Genomic DNA, 15,678 nt, shown 5'->3' with positions numbered 1-15,678 from the left:
GCCCCGTCATCAACCACAACGGGCCGGGCACCTGAAGGGTGCCCGGCCCGCCGTCGCTCATGCGGCTGCGCTTCAGCTCGCGTCGCCCGCCGTGACCGCGGCCTTCTTGGCCGTGCTCTTGCGCGCGGTGGTCTTCTTCGCGGCGGTCTTCTCCTCGCCGGCTGCCTCGGCGACCGGCTCCGACACCGGCTCGGCCGCCGGCTCCGCCTCGGGCTCTACGGCCACGGCGATGTCGACGATCTCGGCGGAGACCTCGCCCCGCCAGGTCCGCACGGCCTGCTCGCCGTGCACGGCGACCTTGTCGTACGTCTCCTTGGCGCGCACCGCGTACTCGGCGGCCACGCCGACACCGCGCAGCGCCAGGTCCTGGGCGGTCTCCCCGAGCTTCTTCGGGTCGATCGCGCCGAGCACCTCGGCGAACTTGGCGGTGACCGCATCCTGGACGGCCTTCGGGTCCGTGTTCTTCACGGCCTCGATGCGCGCGGGAGCTTCGGCGCGCAGCTGCTCGATCAGGTCGGGCACCTTCTTGGCCTGCTGCACGGCCAGATCGGCGGTGCCTGCGGCGAAGTAGAGGGGAGTGGGGTCGGTGAGGGTCTTCTTCAGGTCATCGGCGATGGCCATGTGCTGGTCCTCCCGGATCAACTTCAGTTCGTCTTCGACGGCATCTCGTCGGTGGGCACGTCGAGCGCGTTCTCCTTGCGGAACGACTCGTAGATCTGGAGCAGCACCTGCTTCTGCCGCTCGTTGATGGAGGGGTCGGCGAGTATGACGGCTCGCGTCTCCACCTCGTCCGGGTCCCGCTCGTCCAGGATCCCGGCCTGCACGTACAGCGTCTCCGCGGAGATCCGCAGCGCCTTGGCCAGCTGCTGCAGGATGTCCGCGCTCGGCTTGCGCAGCCCGCGCTCGATCTGGCTCAGGTACGGATTCGACACCCCCGCCTGCTCGGCCAGCTGCCGCAGCGAAAGCTGGGCCTGCCGACGCTGCTCACGGAGGTATTCGCCGAGGTTTCCGACGTTGAGCGATGCCATGCTCAGATCCTGCCCGACCTTGCTAACTATTGCAAGCGACTCGCTTGCAGCATCTCCCACCCGGTCACCCGGGCCGCGGATCACGGCCGGGCCGGGTGCAGCGGTACGACTCCGGGAGAAATCCGGTCGCGCCCCGGCTGCGGAGACAACAGGATGCGGCCATGGCTGACGACCTCTTGCTCAACCGTGCCCGCGCACTCTGGGCGGAGCTGGCGGGCGCACCGGTCGAGTTCCGGCCTTCAGGACGGGCGAAGGTCGTGATCGCGCCCGGGTCGCTGTGGTGTCCACCGTCGTGGACCGGGATCGTGCGGATCGGTGACGCCGCCCTCGTCACTGCGCCGAGCCCGCGGGCCGCCGGGATGGTGGACGCCGCCACGCGGAAGATGACCCACCAAGAGGTCGTTGACATCGCTCGGCTGCGTACGGTGCTGCCCGTTCTCGATGTCCTCGGGCCGGCTTCGCTCTTCTATCTCGGCCGGGACGGCTTTCTTCCTGCGCACGGAGGGACCGAGGTGGAGCAGTTACCGATCGGTGATGGCGACCTGGCCGCGCTACTGAGCCTGGCCGGGGAGGAGGAGGCCGGCGAGAGCGGTCTGGAGGACATCTCTTCTCCCGCGTTCTGTCTTCGCCGGGGCGATGAAGTGGTGGCCGCAGCCGGCTACCGGGTCTGGCCGCAGTCGGTTGCCCACCTGAGCGTGCTGGTGAGCCCGCACTGGCGGGGCCGGCGCCTGGCCCGGGCCGTGGCGTCCGCAGCAGTGGCCCGTGCCCTCGATGCCGGGTTGCTGCCGCAGTGGAGGGCGCGGCCCCGTCCATCACAGCGTGTGGCTGTCGCTCTGGGCTTCCACGAACTGGGCACCCAACTCAGCGTTCGACTCGACGACGTCCCCCTCGACCAGGGCCGGTGAGGACGGACTCCCTGTGCGCCTGCAGTCTCGCCGCCCCGCACGTTCCGTGCTCGGGCCCGGTCGGCGGCCGGCCGCTGGTCACCGGCCGGGTCACGCTCGCGGGACGGCGTACCAGCGGCGGTGCATGAGCGGTTCGACGGACAGCACCGCGGCGCCCGCGACCGCTCCCACCACGAGCTCGGGAACGCCTCCGCCCCGAACGAGGACGCCGGTGCAGGCGGCGGCCACGGCCAGCGGCCGCAGCAGGGTCAGCGGGCCCAGGCCCGCCACCATGGCCAAGGTGCTGGCGCGGAACGGCAGCACGAGGTACGCGGCGAGCGACAGCAGCACGGCTGAGGCGTAGCAGGCGAGGGGGACCAGGAAGCCGATGCCGCCCTCGGCGAGGGCTTCGTACGCCCGGTGGCGGTCGGCGGCGGCCAGCAGGACGGCGCCGGCCGTGCACACGGGGGCGAGCAGCAGCCCGCCGCCGACGGCCAGGCCGCGCAGGGACGCCCGTACGACGGCGCGGCCCTTGCGGATCCTCGCGTCCCGCCCGGCGTACGCGCGAAAGCCGCTGAACGCCGAGTCCACCAGGCCCAGCGCGAGGAGCGTCCCGGCAAGGGCCGGCGCCGCGTCCAGCGGGGTCACCGCGCCGCTCCGACGAGCTGCTCGGGGCCCACGAGGCGGCGCGCGGCACGGCCCATCGCCCTGCGCAGCGGTGCCTCCAGCTCGGGCCGGACCCCGATGATCGGGCGCAGGGTGGTGCAGAACGGGTTCGCCAGCCCCCGGGGTTCGTACAGCAGCGGCCGCATCCCCGGCGTGGCGGCCGCGTGCAGCAGCGCCTCGTCGGTGTGCGCCCGGCGGGCCGAGGCGACACCGTCGTGACGGCCGAGCGGGTGGCGCATCCGCGTCCGGTGGAACACCCAGGCCCCGACGGGCGCGAGCCGGGTGGCGGCGATGTCGAAGTGGCAGAAGGCGAGCGCGGGCGAGGCGGCCTGGGCCCGGAAGAACTCCGCGAGGTCGGGGCCCCGGAAATGGTGCAGCACCCCGGTGGACACGTACACGGTGGCCGCCTCCGGCAGGTCGAAGGCGTTCCCGTGGACGAAGCGGCAGTCCAACCCCTCCGCCCGGGCGAGCCGTTCGGCCTCGCCGACGAGCGCGGCGTCCAGGTCCACGCCGACGAGCTCGACCTCCGGGCCGAGCCGGCCGTGGGCGGCGAGCCAGCGCACGGCGTAACCGAGCCCGGAACCGACGTCGACCAGTCGCAGCGGGCCGGTGGCCGTCGCGCGGACGGCCTCGAAGAGCGGGCCGAGCACGTGGACGAGCCGCTCCCCGAGGCGCAGTTCCTCGCTGAGCCGCTGCAGTTCGGTGTGCACGCCGATCATGAGCCGGTCCACGGCGCGCGGGTCGAGCACGTCGTACGGGTCGGCGGGAAGCGCGGCGACGATGCGTGCGGCGCGCCGGTCCCCGGCCTCACGGAGCCTGCGCACGACGTCGCCCCGGTGCACGGGCAGGCGCGCTCCACTGCGCGGGTCCGTGACGGTGATCAGGTCGGATATTTCGAGGTGGAGCACGGTCGAGACCCTAGCCGCTGGCGCCCGGCCCCCACCGGTCCGCAACCACCGGCCACAGCCGCGGCGATACTCGGTGGATCCGGTCGGGCGGACGCCACAGGATGGGGCGCATGAATCCGTCGAACGTCCCGACCGGCCCGAACGTCCCGACCGCCCCGCACCGGGTGGAGTTCCTGCACCACCCCCACCCCGGTTACCCGCACCTCACCGCCTGGGGCATCCGCATCGACGACACCGACCTGCGCGTCCTCGTCGCGGAGGCGACGCGCGAGCTCTGGGACCAGGAGCTCGACGAGGACGACGACACCCCGCAGGAGCGCGAGGAGTTCCTGCTGGGCCACTTCGCCCCGCTGTACCTGGACGACGACGCCGACGCCGACGGCGCCCGGGCCCGGGCCCACTTCCTGGGCGAGGCGCCACCGGAGCTCCGCGACCGCTTCACCGGCGCCCTGTGCCTCCTGAGCTGCCCCTGCGGGATCGACGCCTGCAATCCCCTGCTCGCCACGGTCCGCGTCACGCAGAGCGAGGTCACCTGGTCCGGCTTCTACAAGATGAACCGGCCGCAGTGGGGCGAACTGCCCCTGGGCCCGTACGTCTTCGCGCGCCCGGCCTACGACGAGGCCCTCGCCGCGCCGGTCCCGCTCGCCGAGGACCCGCTCGCCCCGCTGCTCGGGAAGGACTAGCCCTACGGGGCCGAGGGCCGTACCTCCGGCAAGCAGCCGGAACGGGTCGACGCCGTGGAGGACCGCCGGAAGCCGGCGGGCCGCGTCAGGCCGTGCCGATGACCACCGTCGCGTACAGCTCCTCCGAGGTCACCGCGCGGACCGCGAGGCCCGCCGAGGTCAGGGCCGAGGCCGTCGACGGGGACTGGCGGGCGCTCGTCTCGATCAGCAGGCGGCCGCCCGGGGCCAGCCAGGGCAGGGCCCCCGCCGCCACCCGGCGGTGGATGTCCAGGCCGTCGGCCCCGCCGTCCAAGGAGACCAGCGGCTCGTGGTCCCGTGCCTCCGACGGCATGAGGACGATCTCCTCCGTCGGCACGTACGGGGCGTTGACCACCAGCACGTCCACCCGGCCGCGCAGCGAGGACGGGAGGGCCTCGTACAGGTCGCCCTCCCACACCCGGCCGCCGTACGGGGCCACGTTGCGCCGCGCGTACACCAGCGCCGCCGGGTCGATGTCCGCCGCGTGCAGCTCCACGCCGCCCGGCAGGTGCGCGGCCACCGCCGCGCCCAGGGCGCCGACCCCGCAGCACAGGTCCAGGACCACCGCGCCGGGCCGGGCCAGGGCCACCGCCTCCCGCACCAGGAACTCGGTGCGCCGGCGCGGTACGAAGGCTCCCGCGCCGACCTCCAGGCGCAGCCCGCAGAACTCCGCCCAGCCGACGACGTGTTCCAGCGGTTCACCGCCCACCCGGCGGGCCAGCAGCTCCGCCAGGTGGTCCGGGTCGGCGGCGGCCCCGGTCAGGAGCTCCGCCTCCTCCTCCGCGAAGACGCAGCCCGCCGCGCGCAGGGATTCCACAAGTGATGTCACAGGGTTCAGTGTCCTCGGTACTCGGTACTCGGTACTCGACTAGGGGCCCGCAGTCGTCCGGGGCGCTCAGAAGACGTCCGGGCACCACGGGCGGCGCGCCGTACGGAACACCGCGTCCGCCAGCACGGCCGCCCCCGGGCGTTCCTCCGTGACCCGTCCCAGCGCGGCCAGCCGCACCGCGGACGCGTCCCCCAGGTACAAGGAGCCCAGCTCGGCCACGTCCAGCCGCAGGTCAGGCGCCTCCTCGGTCCGCTCGCACGCACCGGTGCCCGCGTCCAGCCGGTAGCGGCCGGCCGCCGGCCCCCTCTCGTCCGCGACCTCCAGGACGAGCACCCCGGGCACCTCGTACGTCCGCGCGCCCAGCGCCCGTACGACGTCCAGCACCCGTACCCACATGAAGTCCGAGGCGGTGACGATCCGGGCCGAGCGCGGGTCGGGCAGCAGCTGCGGGGCGAGGTCGTCGGGGGCCCGGTAGCCGGTGCGGACCTTCAGCACCCAGTCGATCGAGCACAGGAACTGCCACAGCGCCCGCTCCGCCTGCGGAGTGACCGCCAGCAGGTCGCTGACCTGCACGGTGCTCTGCGGAACCTTCGCATCCGTCCAGTGGTCGTCGGCGCTGTAGACGGCGAGGCCGGCCACCTCCCCCTCCGCCGTCCGGTACACGGCGTGGAACTTCTCCTGATAAGTGCGGTACGACCACTGCTCCAGTCCGGTCTGCAGGCTCCACCAGCGCTCGTCCCGGTTCACGGCCCCGGGCGTGCGCGCCCGCAGCCGCTCGTGCAGCTCGGGCCCCACGCGCCGCAGCTCCTCCACGTCCACCAGCTCGATCCGGCCGCCGTCCACGGGCGCCGACAGCCGCCGGTCGAGCCCGGTGCGCGCGACGTCGATCTCCCACTCCACGAGGGAGGTGGCGGGCCCGAACCCGTACCGCCCGTAGATCGGGTACTCGGCGGCGATCAGCGTCGCGAGCGCGTCGCCGCGCGCCTTCGCCGCGGCGAACTCGGCGGCCATCATCCGGGTCAGCAGGCCCTGGCGGCGGTGGGTGGGCAGCACGCCCACGTTGGAGATCGCGGTGGCGCGGACGGCCGCCCCGCCCGGCACGGTCAGCTCCTGCGGGAAGGAACGCAGGGCGGCCACGCAGCGACCGCTGTCGGCGTCGAACGCCCCCTGCATCCGGGAGAAGTCGCAGTACTTGGCGCGCTGGGCTATGTCGGCCTCGGTCACCCGGTGGGTGGTCAGGAAACCGGTGTGCACGGCGCGCACCCAGTCGGGGAGTTCGGATTCGGCGATCGGCCGGACGTCAGCACTCATAACTGCCCACGCTAATCTCCCGGCCGCCGCCGGTCGCCCGAATTTTCCGCGCCCGTCCGCTACGCCAGCAGGTCGTCCACCTGCGCCTCTCCCTCCCGGTACCGCCGGGTGATCTCCGTACTGCAGTCGTCCACCGTGCGCTGGAGCTGCTGGCGGCGCCGCGAGACCTGCTGCTCGTAGCGCACCAACCGCCCCAGCCCGTCGTGCAGTTCGCCGTCCGTGCGGGCGCCCAGGTCAGAGAGCTCCACGTCGGCCAGCATCTCCGCGGCCAGCAGCCGGTACTCCTCGCTGTGCGGGGTGCCGAGCGTGACGTGCCGGGCGGAGGCGCTGCGGCTGGAGGGGGCGTCGGCGAGGATCACCGAGAGCCGGTCCACCACCGGCGCCTCGGGGTCCGTCCGCCGGGCCAGCTCCGCCCGCAGGATGTCGATGCGGCCCTGGAGCAGTCTGCGCACGTAGCTCAGATCGGCCTCGTCGCGCTGCGCGTCACGGCGCAGCGCGCGCAGTTCCGGTAGCCCGAGCGCGGTGGTCGGGCTCGGCGGCCCCTGCGTCTCGGCCGTGCGCTGCGCGGGCGGTCGTACCGCGGCAGCTGCGACGGAAGCGGGTGATGCAGGTACGGAGGTACCAGATGTATTCATACGAACGGGTCCGTCCCCTCGACCGGTGCGGCCACCCGCACCGCCTGCTTGCATCGTGCCACTCCCCGTAGCCCCCACGCAGTCCCACTCCACCCGATCGGCCCCGGACGGGTGCAAGCCTGATACACAGGTGGTATGCGAGCAGTGGTGCAGAGGGTGGACGGCGCGAGCGTCGTCGTGGGCGGCGAGACCGTGGGCGAGATCGTCGGCGAGGGGTTGTGCGTGCTGGTGGGGGTGACCCACGACGACACCCCGGAGAAGGCAGAACTGCTGGCCCGCAAACTGTGGTCCGTACGGATCCTGGAGGGCGAGAAGTCCTGCAGCGACAACGGCGCACCGCTGCTGGTGATCTCCCAGTTCACGCTCTACGGCGACGCCCGCAAGGGCCGCCGCCCCACCTGGAACGCGGCGGCCCCCGGCCCGGTGGCCGAGCCGCTGGTCGACGAGGTCGTGGCGCAGTTGCGCGCGCTGGGTGCGACGGTGGAGACGGGCCGGTTCGGAGCGGACATGCGGGTCTCGCTGACCAACCACGGCCCGTTCACCATCGTCATCGACATCTGACGGCGGCGGCGGTCAGGGGGCTACGACGACCTCCTGCGCGGCGGCCGTCTTCCCGGCCAGCAGCGGCGCGTCGACCGGCACGTTCCGCTTGACCAGCGCGAGCGCGATCGGACCCAGCTCGTGGTGACGGACGGCCGTGGTCACGAAGCCCAGCTGACGGCCCTCCTCCCCGTCCGCGGCGAGCCGCACCGGCGTGCCGTGCGCCGGGAGCAGCACCTCCGAGCCGTCCAGGTGCAAGAAGACCAGGCGGCGCGGGGGCTTCCCCAGGTTGTGGACGCGGGCGACCGTCTCCTGGCCGCGGTAGCAGCCCTTCTGCAGGTGCACGGCGGTACCGATCCAGCCCAGCTCGTGCGGGATGGTGCGGTGGTCGGTCTCCTGGCCGAGCCGCGGCCGGTGCGCCTCGACGCGCAGGGCCTCGTACGCGAGCAGGCCCGCGGCCGGGCCGTGCGCGGCGGCGAACGGCTCCAGCTCGCCGCGGGGCAGGAAGACGTCCCGGCCGTACGCGGTCTCCCGGACGATGTGCTCCTTGTCCGGGGTGACCTCGGCGATGGATCCGGCCGGCAGGTGCACGACCGCGAACTCCTCGGTGCGGTCGGCGACTTCGACGCGGTAGAAGAACTTCATGGACTCCAGGTAGGCGATCAGCTCGCCCTGGGTACCCGGCTCCACGTGCGCCCACGTGGTCTCGCCGTCGTCGACGAGGTAGAGCGCGTGCTCGATGTGCCCGTTGGCGGAGAGGATCAGCGCCTCGGTGGCCTGCCCGGCCGGCAGCTCGGTGAGGTGCTGGGTGAGCAGCAGGTGCAGCCAGCTCAGGCGCTCCGGCCCGCTGACGGTGACGACTCCGCGGTGCGAGAGGTCGACGAAGCCGCGCCCCTCCGCGAGGGCGCGCTGTTCGCCGTACAGCTCGCCGTAGTGGGCGGCGACGCCCTCGTCACGGCCTTCGGCCGGTACGGCGCCGGGGAGATGGAGCAAGGGGCTGCTGGTCATGGGACCAAGCGTACGACCCTGCTACGACTGCGCGGCACGCTGTTTGGCAGCGCACTTGCGGCACAGACCGAAGATCGCGAAGTGCTTCATGTCGGTCTCGAAGCCGAAGGTGCTGCGGAGCTTCGCCGTGAACTCGGCGGCGATGTCCACGTCCGCCTCGATGACCTCGGCGCAGTCCCGGCAGACCAGGTGGATGTGGTGGTGCCGGTCGGCGAGGTGGTAGGTGGGGGCCCCGTGCCCGAGGTGGGCGTGCGAGACCAGCTTGAGCTCTTCCAGGAGCTCCAGGGTGCGGTAGACGGTGGAGATGTTGACCCCGGAGGCGGTCTTGCGCACCTCGACGAGGATCTCGTCCGGGGTGGCGTGCTCCAGGGCGTCGACCGCTTCGAGCACGAGCTGGCGCTGCGGTGTCAGCCGGTATCCGCGCTGCCGCAGGTCGCTCTTCCAGTCAGAGCCTTCGGTGTCCACGCTGCTCCCCACCCGGCCAGTGTATGCGCGCGAAGGGGACCGCGGGCGATCCCGCGGTCCCCTTTCGCACAGCCTTGCGCACTGCTCGGCGCATTGCTTCGCGTACTGCCTCGTGTACAGCCGGTGGGCTCAGCGGAAGAAGGCGATGCCGTCGTCCGGCATGTCCGGGAGGTTGCGCGCCATCTCGGCGACCTCCTCGGGCGTGACGACCTTCTTCAGCTGGGCCGACATGTACGGGCGCAGCTCGACGTCCGGGGTGGCCTTCTCGCCGACCCACATGAGGTCGCTCTTCACGTAGCCGTAGAGCCGCTTGCCGCCGCTGTACGGGCCGGAGGCCGCGGTGCGGGCGACCGCGTCGGTGACCAGGTCGATCTGGGGCTTCTGGTCGGCGAGCTCGCCGTACCAGACCTCGACGACGCCCTGGTCGCGGACCATGACGATCTCGACCTTGCGGTCCTTGTCGATGCGCCAGTAGCCCGACTCGGACTCCAGCGGGCGCACCTTGTTGCCCTCGACGTCGAGCACCCAGGTGTGGGAGGTGTACTCCAGGAAGTCCCGGCCGTCGTGGCTGAAGACGACCTCCTGGCCGAAGTTGCACTTCTCCTCACCGGGGAAGTCGAAGACTCCCGCACCCTCCCAGTTACCGAGGAGGAAGGCGAGGGGGACGAGGCCCGGGTTCAGGTCGGACGGGATCTGGATCATGAATGGCTGCTCAGGCGATCTGTCGGAGGGGTTCCGGGGCGGTCTGCTGGGCGGATGCTCAGCGCTGACCCTGGTACAGCTTCTTGACGGCCAGGCCGGTGAAGGCCATGACGCCGACGCAGACCAGGACCAGCAGGGAGGTGAAGACTGCCTCAAGCACGGGGTGCTCCTCGGAATTCGTTCGGGGGGTACGGGCCGGTTCCCAAGCCTACTGTCCCGGGGCCGGGCGCACCGTGTGAGGTGGCCCGTAGCCCCGGTCCGGCCCGGGACCGGCCCGGGACCGGCCCGGGACCGGCCCGGCGGTCAGCTCAGCAGCTGGCTCTGCAGGATCACCGACTGGTGGAAGGGGACGGGGGCCACCTCGCCCTTGCGGGTCTGGATGACCATGCCCAGGACATCACCTGTCCGGAGGCACCCGATCTTGGTCTGCTCGTCCCCGAGGACGGGCTTCACTTCCTGGTAGATGCTGAGTTCGGTGCCGTCGAAGTTGGCCGCCCCCGGGAAGTCCAGCGTGGTGCTGTTCATCTGGGTGTTCTTGGCCTTGCTCCAGACGTCGTCCAGGTCCAGGGCCGAGACGCCGTTCAGCTGCGCGTTGCTGTCGCAGCCCTTGAACGCGTCCACGAAGCCCGAGGAGTGGAAGCGCAGCAGGTACACGTGGGTCCGCGTGCCGTCCGCCGTCGTCCAGCCCCGGCCGGTGATCTGCCGCAGCCCGTCCCATTCGAGGGACTGCTTCAGCTTCTCGCGGGCCTCGGACGTGTACTCCTCCAGGAAGGCGTCGACCGACACCGCCCCGTCCTTGTCCGCCTTGACCGTGTCGTCGGCCTTGGCACCCACGGGGGCGGGCAGCAGCAGGCCGTTGAGCTTCGCGTAGTGCGTCCCGTCCCTGTTGTCCGGGCCCTGGGGCACCGGGGCGCCGGCGGGCAGCGCGGGCCGGGACAGCTCCGGGAACGTCCAACGGCCGTCGCTCTCGGTGGCCAGGCCGGGGATGTCGGTGCGCTCGGGCACCGTGATCCCGAGCGCGACCCCCGTGCCGACGGCGGCGAAGACGACGACGGCGGCGGTCCAGCGCAGGGCGGCGAACAGACGCCGCCGGTCCTTGGGCGGGGCGGGCGGGGCCGGCCAGGGGCTGGCTCCGCCCTCGGCCGCGGCCGCGGGCGCGGTCCAGGGGTTGGCGCCGGGCTCGGGCGTGGCCCCGGGGGCCTGAACGGCGGGCGCGGGCTCCGGGGCACCGGCGGCCTCCGCTACCGCGGCGACTGCCTCGGTGGCCTCCGGCTCGGGCGCGGGCTCGGGCTCGGGCGCGGGCACGTGCTCGGCCCCGGCCCCGGCCTCGGAGGTCTGCGCGGCGGGCGCGGGCACGGCCGCCCCCTCGCCGCCGGTGGTGGTCTGCTCGCTCACGCGGACTCTCCGGGGGACTTGAGGTGGTCGAGTTGCTGCTTGAACAGGCCCGCGGCGTCCTTCACCGCGAATCCCTTGCTCCCGTACATGCGGAAGGTCACGAGGACGTCCCCTTCGACCGCCACGCAGTCGAGGGCGTCGATCTTCTCCTTGCCGTCCTTCCCGCCCTTGAGCGAGTCGTCCAGCCCGCACTTGGCCTGCGGATAGCCCTCGACCTGGGGCGCCTTGCCGTCGGCGCCGGTGAACTCGATGAGCTTCTTGGCGAACTCGCCGAACTTGGCGAGCTGCTGCGGATCGGCCTGGACGAGCCGGATCTCGGCGACCGCACCGCCGTAGCCTTCGCCGCGGGCATAGCTGCGCCCGGCCATGCCCTTGAGCTTCATGTCCGCCAGCGCCTTGTCCCGCTCGGTGCGTTCGCTGCTGGAGAGACCCGTACGGGCGTCCTTGAAGCTCTGCAGCGCCTTGTCGCTCGGGAGGTAGTAGAAGTTCCCCTCGGGGTCGACGTCGGGGCCGGGCCAGTAGTCGACGGGCATGGGCAGCAGCTTGCCCGTCAGCTCGTTGGGGGGCACCGACGGCACCGGGGCCGCCGAGCCGCCGGTCGTGTGGTTCTCGGGCACCCAGTACCGCGTCGGTGCGGTCCGGTCGGCGTTCGCGAACGCGGCCGTGGCGGCGACGCCGGCGCCCGCCAGGACGACGACGGCCACGGACGCCGCGACCAGGGCGAGCGTCCTGCGGTTCCGCTTGCGCGCGGGCGCGGCTGCGGGCGTCGGCGCGGCTGCGGGCTCGACCGTCTCGGCCGCCGCGATCACGGGCTGGGCCTCGGGCACGGGCTGGGCCTGGGCCGCGGGCGCGGAGTCGGGATCGGTGTGCTGCGCGGGCTCCGGCACGGCGTCGGTTGCGTTCTGCTGCTCGCTCACAGCCGCTCCATCTGTCGCTTGGCCAGCTCGACCACGGTCTTCTCGTCGATCTCGCCGCGGTTGTTCGTGTACTCGATGACCGCCACGATGTCGCCGCGGCGGATCAGCGCGCGGCCCTGGCGGATCGGGTGGTAACCGGGCTCCTCATGCGCTTCGGAGTCGATCCACAGGTGCCCGAAGTCCCCCGGTACGCCCGGGAGTTCCTTGCCCGTGTTGCCCGCGAAATCCTTGCCGGGCATGTACTTCACCATGCCCGCGTAGAAGTCCTCGGCGCCGCCGCGCTCACGGAACTGGAGCAGGTTGATGTCGACGAAGTTCCGGTCGTTCTCGGCCCAGTGGGCGGAGGCGAGGCGCTTGACGTGCCTGGCGAGCGAGCCGACGCCCTCGGAGGGGTCGAGGAAGTAGCCCGCGGAGAAGTTGTCCGGGGATTCGGGCCCCGAGACGCTGTCCTGCGCGCCGCCGGGAACGTCCAGCAGCTTCTTGGCCAGGTCCTCGTCCGCCTTGTGCCAGCGATTGGCGTTGATCGAGCGCCGGCTCGACGCGTCGTTCATGGCGGCCGGCGACGGCGCGGCCATCTTCTGCCGGGCCAGCGGCGGCAGCGGGGTGGGCTCGCGGTGGTACTGGACCGCGTAGCCGGTGATCGTCCCGGCGAGGACGCCGAGCGCTACCGCGCCCGCGATCAGAAGAGCCGTGCGCCCCGCCCGGCGGCGCGGGACCGAAGTGTCCGGCTCCGGTGCGCTCTCCCCCTCTTTCTGCGGCTCCGGGATGGTCTGTTCGTGTTCCAAAGGGGTCCCCCACAGGCCTGCGAGCGCGAGCTGGTTACCCGCGCGTACCCCTTGACCCACACCGCGACGGAGCAGTTGTACGAGGGAAGATCACATTCTCGTCTCGTGAGGTTTCAGTCGTCGTGGCGCCGTTTTCCATCCAGTTCGTCCCACCACTCGTCGGACTTCGGGTCGCCCGAGGGGTCGTCCCACCAGCGGTCGTCCGGGCCGCGCCGGTTGGCGATCATCGCGGCGACCGGCGGGATGACCATGGCGACCACGCACATGGCCACGGCAGCCTCCACCGACAGCAGGCGCACGAAGGTCCAGGCGGACACGAAGAGGACCAGGCATCCGCCCATGAGCAGGAAGTAGGCGCGCCGGCGCCGGGCGTACATGCCTCCAGCGTAGATCCGGCGCCCCCGCCCGCAAGGGACGCGGACGGCACGAAGGGCCGCACCCCGTTCCAGTGGCGTCCAACCCCCGGGGGTGCGGCCCTTCGGCCGTTCGATCAGGCGATCACACGTGCGGTGCTCAGACCGCGATCGCCACGTCCGTCACGCCGCCGGCCTCGGCGACGACCACGGCACGGTCCGCCTGGGCACCCGGGACGAGCGCCCGCAGCGTCCAGGAGCCGGTGGCGGCGTAGAAGCGGAACTGGCCGGTCGCCGAGGTCGGGACCTCCGCGGTGAACTCGCCGGTCGAGTCCAGCAGGCGGACGTAGCCGGACACCGGCTCGCCGTCCTTGGTGATCTGGCCCTGGATGGCGGTCTCACCGGGCTTCAGCGTCGCGAGGTCGGGCCCGCCGATCTGTGCTCCACACATGTTCTCTGTCCTGTCCTAGAGAGGTCGTACTACGAGGGCCGTCGCGTGCCCGGTGGTCTGCTTACTTGTTGGCGCCGAGCTCGATCGGCACGCCGACGAGCGAGCCGTACTCGGTCCACGAACCGTCGTAGTTCTTGACGTTCTCCTGGCCCAGGAGCTCGTGCAGCACGAACCACGTGAGCGCGGAGCGCTCACCGATGCGGCAGTAGGCGATGGTGTCCTTCGCCAGATCGACCTGCTCCGCCTGGTAGAGGGCGGTCAGCTCGTCGTCCGACTTGAAGGTGCCGTCGTCGTTGGCGTTCTTCGACCACGGGATGTTGCGGGCGCTCGGCACGTGACCGGGGCGCTGCGACTGCTCCTGCGGGAGGTGCGCCGGGGCGAGCAGCTTGCCGGAGAACTCGTCGGGCGAACGGACGTCGACCAGGTTCAGGGAGCCGATCGCGGCCACGACGTCGTCGCGGAAGGCGCGGATGGAGGTGTCCTGGGGCTTGGCCTTGTACGCGGTGGCCGGGCGGTTCGGGACGTCCGTGCCGTCGACCAGGTCGCGGGAGTCGAGCTCCCACTTCTTGCGGCCGCCGTCGAGGAGCTTCACGTCCTGGTGGCCGTAGAGCTTGAAGTACCAGTAGGCGTAGGACGCGAACCAGTTGTTGTTGCCGCCGTAGAGGACGACGGTGTCGTCGTTGGAGATGCCCTTGGCGGAGAGGAGCTTCTCGAAGCCCTCCTGGTCCACGAAGTCGCGGCGGACCGGGTCCTGGAGGTCGCTCTTCCAGTCGATCCGGACGGCGTTGGTGATGTGGTTCTTGTCGTACGCGGACGTGTCCTCGTCCACCTCGACGATGACGACGTTGGCGTCGTTCAGGTGGGCCTCGACCCAGTCGGCGTCTACGAGGACGTCGCTGCGGCTCATGGTGTTCTCCTCCGGGGCAGTGTGCGGCGGGGCTGTGCTGGTAACGCGTGCTGCGTGCCTACGGGTGCGCTCGAGGTCCTGCGCGGGGAGGCGTCAGGGAATCAGGAGGCTGGTGCGGTCACGCGGGAAGGGCCGTGGGGCCGTCGTCCGGTCGATGGAGCGGATGCGCTCACAGTTCACATGGATCGACAGAGCATGGCGGCGACGCGACACAGGTCTACTGCCCGTCGCTTCGTGAGGTCCGCCTGCTGATGCTTCATAGCCATGGATCGTAGGGACGAATCAGCCGCCCTGTCACCGGCGTGTCATATATCGAGACAGGATCGTCCGAATGTTGGGATGCGAGAGCCCGGGGCGGCCGCTGCGGCGCCCCCGGGACCTGCCGTGCGGCCCGTCCTTCTGCGGATCGGACCGCGCCGTCTCACGATCCGGCCACCACCACGTTCGTGCCGCCCAGCGCGAGGTGCACGCCGGCCTCGTCCGAGGTCAGGGACGAGAGCTGGAGTCCGGCCGGCATGCCGCTGCCGAGATCGCGGTCGAAGTCGGTCTTCTTGCGGATCATCCCCTCGACCCCGGGCAGGCTCGCGCCCGGCACCTCGTCGGCGCGCACCCGGACGATCTTGCCCTTTCCGCCGGTCGCGTCCTCCAGGGTGACGGTCGACACCACGCTGTGCGACAGCTTCTTGCCGGCGAGGTCCACTGTCGCGGTGACCTTCACCTTGCCCGGCGCCCCGCCGTAGGAGAGGGTCGCGCCGGTCTGCGAGGCCGCCGTCAGGTCGGCGTACGTGATGAGCGCGGTGCCCTCGGCCCGGTCGGCGGTGCCGCCGCTGTAGTCACCGTTCAGCTTCACCCCGTGGAAGCTCGCGTCCAGCTCCGACAGCCGCGTCTTGCGGCCCTCGGCGGTGACCTCCACGCCCCGCAGCTTCAGGTCGACCTGGTCGAGGTCGCGGCTGAGCACCTGGGTGAGGAAGGGGAAGCCGTGGACCTCCACCTCCGAGGAACCGGCCAGGCCCTGCCGCGCCTGTATTCGCTCGGCCAGCCGGTTCTCGACGTAACCCGCGGCCCAGCGGTCCACCCCCACGAACAGGGCCCCCAGAACCACTCCGACGATCACAACGACACGTAGGAAACGCACGTTCCCTCCCCCTACTAATCGGTACGTGCGTTCTAGTTGACCATGACCGTCGTCAGGC

General features: G+C 71.8%; 21 protein-coding genes. 3 read left to right on the top strand and 18 right to left on the bottom strand.

Annotated features, from left to right (window positions below; translation table 11 throughout):
* Positions 1 to 72: 72 nt before the first annotated feature.
* Positions 73 to 621 (bottom strand): hypothetical protein, encoded by a 549-nt coding sequence (locus OG207_RS23620; RefSeq protein WP_329100551.1) that lies wholly within the window; start codon positions 619 to 621, stop codon positions 73 to 75.
* Between the two features lie 23 nt (positions 622 to 644).
* Positions 645 to 1,028, bottom strand: a complete 384-nt coding sequence (locus OG207_RS23615; protein WP_327384590.1) for a helix-turn-helix domain-containing protein — start codon at positions 1,026 to 1,028, stop codon at positions 645 to 647.
* Positions 1,029 to 1,189: 161 nt separating this feature from the next.
* Here OG207_RS23615 and OG207_RS23610 point away from each other — a divergent pair, with 161 nt between their 5' ends.
* Entirely contained in the window at positions 1,190 to 1,933 is a 744-nt protein-coding gene (locus OG207_RS23610; RefSeq protein ID WP_329100549.1) for a GNAT family N-acetyltransferase, read from the top strand.
* Between the two features lie 90 nt (positions 1,934 to 2,023).
* Here OG207_RS23610 and OG207_RS23605 read toward each other — a convergent pair whose 3' ends face one another.
* The gene (locus tag OG207_RS23605) at positions 2,024 to 2,560 is read right to left on the bottom strand and encodes a hypothetical protein (RefSeq protein ID WP_329100547.1); all 537 of its coding nucleotides are present in this window, start codon (positions 2,558 to 2,560) and stop codon (positions 2,024 to 2,026) included.
* On the bottom strand, positions 2,557 to 3,486 hold the full coding sequence (locus OG207_RS23600) for a class I SAM-dependent methyltransferase (protein WP_329100545.1): 930 nt from the start codon (positions 3,484 to 3,486) through the stop codon (positions 2,557 to 2,559). The genes OG207_RS23605 and OG207_RS23600 overlap by 4 nt, the downstream gene beginning before the upstream one ends.
* A gap of 110 nt (positions 3,487 to 3,596) precedes the next feature.
* Here OG207_RS23600 and OG207_RS23595 point away from each other — a divergent pair, with 110 nt between their 5' ends.
* Entirely contained in the window at positions 3,597 to 4,169 is a 573-nt protein-coding gene (locus OG207_RS23595) for a hypothetical protein (protein WP_329100544.1), read from the top strand.
* Between the two features lie 85 nt (positions 4,170 to 4,254).
* Here OG207_RS23595 and OG207_RS23590 read toward each other — a convergent pair whose 3' ends face one another.
* The 3 genes from OG207_RS23590 to OG207_RS23580 are packed head-to-tail and all read right to left on the bottom strand — an operon-like array spanning position 4,255 to position 6,962.
* Entirely contained in the window at positions 4,255 to 5,025 is a 771-nt protein-coding gene (locus OG207_RS23590) for a putative protein N(5)-glutamine methyltransferase (protein WP_329107808.1), read from the bottom strand.
* A 57-nt stretch (positions 5,026 to 5,082) separates the two neighbouring features.
* The gene (locus OG207_RS23585) at positions 5,083 to 6,327 is read right to left on the bottom strand and encodes a GNAT family N-acetyltransferase (RefSeq protein ID WP_329100542.1); all 1,245 of its coding nucleotides are present in this window, start codon (positions 6,325 to 6,327) and stop codon (positions 5,083 to 5,085) included.
* Between the two features lie 59 nt (positions 6,328 to 6,386).
* Positions 6,387 to 6,962, bottom strand: coding sequence for an RsiG family protein (locus OG207_RS23580; protein ID WP_329100540.1), 576 nt, complete (start codon positions 6,960 to 6,962; stop codon positions 6,387 to 6,389).
* Positions 6,963 to 7,097: 135 nt separating this feature from the next.
* On the opposite strand from OG207_RS23580, the gene dtd reads away from it, so the two are divergent.
* The gene (gene dtd, locus OG207_RS23575) at positions 7,098 to 7,523 is read left to right on the top strand and encodes a D-aminoacyl-tRNA deacylase (protein ID WP_030011201.1); all 426 of its coding nucleotides are present in this window, start codon (positions 7,098 to 7,100) and stop codon (positions 7,521 to 7,523) included.
* Between the two features lie 12 nt (positions 7,524 to 7,535).
* On the opposite strand, the gene ygfZ is transcribed toward dtd, so the two are convergent.
* From ygfZ to OG207_RS23525, 11 genes are all read right to left on the bottom strand, one after another.
* Positions 7,536 to 8,510, bottom strand: a complete 975-nt coding sequence (ygfZ, locus tag OG207_RS23570) for a CAF17-like 4Fe-4S cluster assembly/insertion protein YgfZ (protein ID WP_329100538.1) — start codon at positions 8,508 to 8,510, stop codon at positions 7,536 to 7,538.
* Between the two features lie 21 nt (positions 8,511 to 8,531).
* Positions 8,532 to 8,987 (bottom strand): Fur family transcriptional regulator, encoded by a 456-nt coding sequence (locus OG207_RS23565; protein WP_328789840.1) that lies wholly within the window; start codon positions 8,985 to 8,987, stop codon positions 8,532 to 8,534.
* A gap of 117 nt (positions 8,988 to 9,104) precedes the next feature.
* The gene (locus OG207_RS23560; protein WP_329100536.1) at positions 9,105 to 9,677 is read right to left on the bottom strand and encodes an FABP family protein; all 573 of its coding nucleotides are present in this window, start codon (positions 9,675 to 9,677) and stop codon (positions 9,105 to 9,107) included.
* Between the two features lie 303 nt (positions 9,678 to 9,980).
* A complete protein-coding gene (locus OG207_RS23555; RefSeq protein WP_329100534.1) occupies positions 9,981 to 11,072 on the bottom strand; it encodes a hypothetical protein in 1,092 nt (363 codons plus the stop codon).
* Positions 11,069 to 11,989 carry a hypothetical protein gene (locus OG207_RS23550; protein ID WP_329100533.1) on the bottom strand — a complete coding sequence of 307 codons (921 nt, stop codon included), beginning with the start codon at positions 11,987 to 11,989 and terminating at the stop codon, positions 11,069 to 11,071. The genes OG207_RS23555 and OG207_RS23550 overlap by 4 nt, the downstream gene beginning before the upstream one ends.
* A complete protein-coding gene (locus OG207_RS23545; RefSeq protein ID WP_329100531.1) occupies positions 11,986 to 12,774 on the bottom strand; it encodes a hypothetical protein in 789 nt (262 codons plus the stop codon). Before OG207_RS23545 ends, OG207_RS23550 begins: the two co-directional genes overlap by 4 nt.
* Before the next feature lie 113 nt (positions 12,775 to 12,887).
* Positions 12,888 to 13,151, bottom strand: a complete 264-nt coding sequence (locus OG207_RS23540) for a DUF3099 domain-containing protein (RefSeq protein WP_329100529.1) — start codon at positions 13,149 to 13,151, stop codon at positions 12,888 to 12,890.
* 136 nt (positions 13,152 to 13,287) lie between these two features.
* Entirely contained in the window at positions 13,288 to 13,578 is a 291-nt protein-coding gene (locus OG207_RS23535) for a DUF1416 domain-containing protein (protein WP_030011783.1), read from the bottom strand.
* Positions 13,579 to 13,639: 61 nt separating this feature from the next.
* A complete protein-coding gene (locus OG207_RS23530) occupies positions 13,640 to 14,485 on the bottom strand; it encodes a sulfurtransferase (RefSeq protein WP_329100527.1) in 846 nt (281 codons plus the stop codon).
* 176 nt (positions 14,486 to 14,661) lie between these two features.
* Positions 14,662 to 14,745 (bottom strand): putative leader peptide, encoded by an 84-nt coding sequence (locus tag OG207_RS44095; RefSeq protein ID WP_350206375.1) that lies wholly within the window; start codon positions 14,743 to 14,745, stop codon positions 14,662 to 14,664.
* Between the two features lie 161 nt (positions 14,746 to 14,906).
* The gene (locus tag OG207_RS23525) at positions 14,907 to 15,620 is read right to left on the bottom strand and encodes an LmeA family phospholipid-binding protein (RefSeq protein WP_329100525.1); all 714 of its coding nucleotides are present in this window, start codon (positions 15,618 to 15,620) and stop codon (positions 14,907 to 14,909) included.
* Positions 15,621 to 15,678: the final 58 nt, after the last annotated feature.

The sequence above is a fragment of the Streptomyces sp. NBC_01439 genome, assembly GCF_036227605.1.
In the GTDB taxonomy this organism is placed as follows: Bacteria; Actinomycetota; Actinomycetes; order Streptomycetales; family Streptomycetaceae; genus Streptomyces.
This window is presented reverse-complemented; position numbering and strand designations above follow the sequence as displayed.

Bases quoted from the DNA above. Each gene is read 5' to 3' on its own strand.
- OG207_RS23620 (WP_329100551.1), bottom strand. From the start codon at position 621: ATGGCCATCGCCGATGACCTGAAGAAGACCCTCACCGACCCCACTCCC.
- OG207_RS23615 (WP_327384590.1), bottom strand. From the start codon at position 1,028: ATGGCATCGCTCAACGTCGGAAACCTCGGCGAATACCTCCGTGAGCAG.
- OG207_RS23610 (WP_329100549.1), top strand. From the start codon at position 1,190: ATGGCTGACGACCTCTTGCTCAACCGTGCCCGCGCACTCTGGGCGGAG.
- OG207_RS23595 (WP_329100544.1), top strand. From the start codon at position 3,597: ATGAATCCGTCGAACGTCCCGACCGGCCCGAACGTCCCGACCGCCCCG.
- OG207_RS23585 (WP_329100542.1), bottom strand. From the start codon at position 6,327: ATGAGTGCTGACGTCCGGCCGATCGCCGAATCCGAACTCCCCGACTGG.
- OG207_RS23580 (WP_329100540.1), bottom strand. From the start codon at position 6,962: ATGAATACATCTGGTACCTCCGTACCTGCATCACCCGCTTCCGTCGCA.
- dtd (WP_030011201.1), top strand. From the start codon at position 7,098: ATGCGAGCAGTGGTGCAGAGGGTGGACGGCGCGAGCGTCGTCGTGGGC.
- ygfZ (WP_329100538.1), bottom strand. From the start codon at position 8,510: ATGACCAGCAGCCCCTTGCTCCATCTCCCCGGCGCCGTACCGGCCGAA.
- OG207_RS23560 (WP_329100536.1), bottom strand. From the start codon at position 9,677: ATGATCCAGATCCCGTCCGACCTGAACCCGGGCCTCGTCCCCCTCGCC.
- OG207_RS23540 (WP_329100529.1), bottom strand. From the start codon at position 13,151: ATGTACGCCCGGCGCCGGCGCGCCTACTTCCTGCTCATGGGCGGATGC.
- OG207_RS23535 (WP_030011783.1), bottom strand. From the start codon at position 13,578: ATGTGTGGAGCACAGATCGGCGGGCCCGACCTCGCGACGCTGAAGCCC.
- OG207_RS23530 (WP_329100527.1), bottom strand. From the start codon at position 14,485: ATGAGCCGCAGCGACGTCCTCGTAGACGCCGACTGGGTCGAGGCCCAC.
- OG207_RS44095 (WP_350206375.1), bottom strand. From the start codon at position 14,745: ATGAAGCATCAGCAGGCGGACCTCACGAAGCGACGGGCAGTAGACCTG.